The organism is Brevundimonas sp. UBA5936, assembly GCA_002430835.1.
GTDB lineage: Bacteria > Pseudomonadota > Alphaproteobacteria > Caulobacterales > Caulobacteraceae > Brevundimonas.
The window spans coordinates 1-3875 of record DJDA01000073.1 but is presented as its reverse complement, the minus strand read 5'-3'; the positions used below and the strand labels follow the sequence as shown (position 1 = coordinate 3875).

Here is a 3875-nt window from a genome sequence, read left to right as displayed (position 1 = left end):
GCAGGCGATGGACCGACTGGCGGGCGCGGTTCTGCCCGAGCGGGCGGACAGTGTGGCTCGCGGCGTGGCCCTGTCCCAGGTCTGGGCCGAGCAGGGCCAGGAGGGCGGGGCGGGGGTCGGCGGCGGCATGCGCGTGCTGGCCGCCCAGGCCGGCCGGGCGGTCGCCGCGCGGCTGAGCGCGGTCTCTCCGATCGGGACGGGCCGGATCGACCGAGCCCTGACCGACTTCGTGCGCGCGGTTCAGGATCACGCCCGCGCGACGCCTCACCTGACCGCGCCCGCCGTAGTCGAGCCGATGCTGCGCGCCCTGGCGGCGGGCCTGGCGCGCGAGGAAGGCCCCGCCGCCGCCCGCGACAGCGCCGTCGAACAGTTCGCCCGCATGGTGGACGCCGCGACCGCTTCATTGGACAGACGCTGAGCGCGATCCCTTGCTGTGACACAAAGCAAACCCCGCGGACCGAAGTCCGCGGGGTTTCACGCTGAACCGCAGGTGAAGTTCAGCGCGTCGGCGTTGGGCCGAGGGCGATGCGCGGGCTGCCGGGCTCGCTGGTTTCAGAGGCGCCGCCCAGGGCTTCAGCCAATCCGCTCAACACGCCGGTCAGCAGCCAGGCGCCCAGGACGCCGCGCAGGGCGTCGCTGAAGGCCTGAAGCGCCTCGGGCAGGCCGGCGTTGCCGATCTTGGTCAGGTTGAAGTCTTCCTGGCTGACGGCGTCGCCGGTGATGCCGCTGGTCCAGCCCGATCCGGCGGCGTCGTCCTCGCGGATGGTCAGGCCGTCGCGATAGGCGGCGTCGACGGCGTAGCCGTTGTTGCTCATGCTGATGTTCAGGTCGCCCAGCCGGTTCTGGCTGACGCCGTCGATGATCATGGCCTGGTCGCCGCGCGTGATGACCAGCTGGCTGGTGACGGTGGCGTTGGGGTTGTTGCCGAAAGGCTCGGTGTTGACGGTGATCTTGGTGCCGTTCTCGAGCTCCAGGGTCATGGTGTCCCAGAAGTCGCCGACGTGCTGGCCGTTGTAGTTGAAGTGCGGATCGCCCCAGATCTGGGTGACGTTGCCGTCGGCGTCGCGCACCACGAACTCGGAGTTGGCCTCGTTGATCTCCAGCGTATAGCCGTCGCCCAGGTCCACCGTGGCCTTGCCGTCCTGGGGCATGGAGGCCGAGAAGGCGGGGGCGGCGGGCTGGAAGGCGCCGTTGAGCATCACGCCCAGCTGGAAGCCCATCTGGGCGAAGTTGGTCGCTGTGGCCATGCGGTCGGCGACCGCCCCGAGCACGAGAGTCCCGACGGCGTTGGAGAAGGCGGTGTTGATGCTGGTCATCGTGCAGCCCCGAGGTTGATCTTGCTGACCGGCATCGGACCACGCGCGGGCGGGGCTTCACAGTCGGGACGGTCCCCATCAGGGACGACCCTAGCTTCCTAGCTTGAGCGTCGTCCCATCGCCTTCAGCACCTCCAGAACCGTGTCGTGGCGGCCCATGATCTCGTTCAGCAGGGTCTGCACCAGGCCGGTCATCATGATCAGGATGATCAGGGTCGCCAGCCACGCCTTGATCGACAGCGACAGGGAGAAGACGTTCAGCTGCGGCGCATAGCGGTTGACCAGGCCCAAGGCGCCGTCGGTGACGAACAGCACCACCAGAACCGGCGAGGCGAACAGCACGGCCAGGGTCATCAGCCGCGTGAACTCGCCCTCGAACAGGCTGAGGCTGCTCATGGTCAGCACCGGCGTCAGGCTGCCGATGGGCCAGATGACGAAGCTGTCCAGGATCGTGCCGACCAACAGCAGCAGGCCGCCCGAGAACATGAAGACGAAGTTGGCCAGCCGCCCCAGGAACTCGCCGTTCAGCGAGGTCTGATGCCCGCTGAGGGGGTCCACCACCTGGGCCATGGTGGCGCCGACCTTGGTGTCGATGATCTGGCCGGCGGCTTCGAACGCCCACAGCATGGTGGCGAAGAAGAAGCCGATGACCACCCCGACCAGGGCCTCCTTGCCGAACAGCAGGATCCACTGGACCGTCGGCAGGGTCATCTGGGCCACCTGCGGCTGCATGGTCAGCACCGCCAGTCCGAAGACCAGGAAGATGGAGTTGCGAACCATCGCCGGCACCGTCTGCGGCGACAGCAGCGGCATCAGCAGGAAGGTCGTCGCCACCCGCGTGGTCGACACCGCCACCAGGATGGCGTTGTCGAACAGACTGTCCAGACCCTCGAACACCTAGCGGCGCACCAGGGCCGGGAACTCGGTGAAGATGCGGTCGCTGAACTGATACAGCGAGCCGCCGATCAGCGCCGCCGTGGCGAACAGGGTCAGCACGATGGCGAAGAATTTGGCCGTATATTGCAGGGTCTGTTCCTGAAGCTGCGTCGCCGACTGGATCACCGCCACGATCAGGCCGACGATGGAGGCGGCGATGATCGGCGGGGCCGACAGGAACAGGACGAGCCAGAGCGCCTGATTGACGAGCTCGATGGCCTGGGCGTTCATCATGGGGCGTTCTCCTAGACGTAACTGAGCACAAGGCCGTGGGATAGCTTCACCCACCCGTCGATCAGCACGAACAGCAACAGTTTGAACGGCAGGGAGACGGTGGTCGGCGACAGCATCATCATCCCCATCGCCAGCAATATGTTGGACACCACCAGGTCTATGATCAGGAAGGGCAGGAAGATCAGGAAGCCGATCTGGAAGGCCGTCGCCAGCTCCGACACGGTGAAGGCGGGCACGACGACCAGGAAGTCGCGCGCGGTGATCTCGGCGCGTTTTTCAGGCGTCGAGATGCGCTGGGCGGTGCGCAGGAAGAAGGCGCGCTCGCGTTCGGACGAGTGCTTGATCAGGAACTCGCGTAGCGGCTCCTTGGCGCTGTCGGCATAGGCGAACAACTGCTGGGTGTCGCTGAGGGCGGCGGTGGGCGGCATGTGGTTGGTGGCTTCGGCCATGCGCTGGCCGACCGGGAACATGACGTAGAGCGTCAGGATCAGCGCCATGCCGTTCAGCACGATGTTCGGCGGCACCTGTTGCAGGCCCAGGGCGTTGCGCAGCAGGGACAGCACCACCACGATCTTGGTGAAGGACGTCACCATCACCGCCACGAAGGGCGCGAGCGCCAGCAGGATGACGGTGACGAGCGCCGAACCCGGCGAGAACTGGGACAGGTCCATGTCAGACGGCCTCCTTCGGGTCGGCGACGGCGTCGATCAGCACGGCGTAGGCCTCGCCCAGGGACACCAGGCGGCCGCGCGCGAAGGCCTGGCCGGCGCTGCGCAGGGTGACGCGCATCTCGGCGTCCAGTCCGGTCAGGGGCAGGACGGCGCCGGGACGCAGTTCGGTCAGGGTCTTCAGCGGCGCGGCGGTCTCGCCCAGATCGACCGTCACGGCGATCGGCGTATCGGCCCCCGGCGTCAGTCCGTGCGCGTCTTCGGCAGGCGGGGCGGCGGCCTCGGTCATGCGGCTTTCCTTGCGTTGATGGGTGAAGTTTCGGGAGGCGGGGTCGAACAGGCCGACGGCTGTCCCGCCTGGAACCGACAGGCGCGCGGTCCAGGCTCCGGCCTGAGCGGGGATCAGCAGCAAGTCGCCCGCGCGCAGGCTCGACAGATCGTCGGGCGACAGGCGCGGCCCCTCGATGAGCAGACGAACCGGCAGGGGCAGGTTCAGCCCCGGCGGCTGGTCGCCGACACGGCGCAGGCGCAGGGCCAATGCGGGCGGTAGGGACAGACGCGCCTCGTGCAGCGTGCGCTCGCCGTCGCTGAGGCGGACCTCGACGTGCGCCGCATCGATCGTGTCGGAACGCACGCCGACAGGCGTCAGCGCCTCGGCGCCTGCGTCTTCCAGCGCCGCCAGCAGCGGCTCCAGCGTCGAGACGGCGGCCAGCAGGGCGGCG

Annotated in this window: 6 protein-coding genes; 1 reads left to right on the top strand and 5 read right to left on the bottom strand. The window is 68.2% G+C overall.

From position 1 onward, the window contains the following. Nucleotides 1-418: hypothetical protein (locus tag B2Y21_RS07035; RefSeq protein WP_292058327.1), on the top strand; the 418-nt coding region annotated here is incomplete at its 5' end. A 79-nt stretch (nt 419-497) separates the two neighbouring features. Here B2Y21_RS07035 and B2Y21_RS07030 read toward each other — a convergent pair. The 5 genes from B2Y21_RS07030 to B2Y21_RS07010 form a co-directional block, all read right to left on the bottom strand. Then, the gene (locus B2Y21_RS07030; protein ID WP_292058326.1) at nt 498-1316 is read right to left on the bottom strand and encodes a DUF1521 domain-containing protein; all 819 of its coding nucleotides are present in this window, start codon (nt 1314-1316) and stop codon (nt 498-500) included. A 98-nt stretch (nt 1317-1414) separates the two neighbouring features. Then, nucleotides 1415-2212: a type III secretion system export apparatus subunit SctT gene (sctT, locus tag B2Y21_RS07025; RefSeq protein ID WP_046653644.1), complete on the bottom strand. Its 798-nt coding sequence runs from the start codon at nt 2210-2212 to the stop codon at nt 1415-1417. After that, nucleotides 2213-2485 (bottom strand): type III secretion system export apparatus subunit SctS, encoded by a 273-nt coding sequence (gene sctS / locus B2Y21_RS07020; RefSeq protein ID WP_003164547.1) that lies wholly within the window; start codon nt 2483-2485, stop codon nt 2213-2215. An 11-nt stretch (nt 2486-2496) separates the two neighbouring features. After that, the gene (gene sctR, locus B2Y21_RS07015; protein WP_087139973.1) at nt 2497-3156 is read right to left on the bottom strand and encodes a type III secretion system export apparatus subunit SctR; all 660 of its coding nucleotides are present in this window, start codon (nt 3154-3156) and stop codon (nt 2497-2499) included. A gap of 1 nt (nt 3157) precedes the next feature. Continuing rightward, nucleotides 3158-3875 (bottom strand): FliM/FliN family flagellar motor switch protein (locus B2Y21_RS07010; RefSeq protein WP_292058321.1); only part of this gene is annotated, 718 nt, incomplete at its 5' end.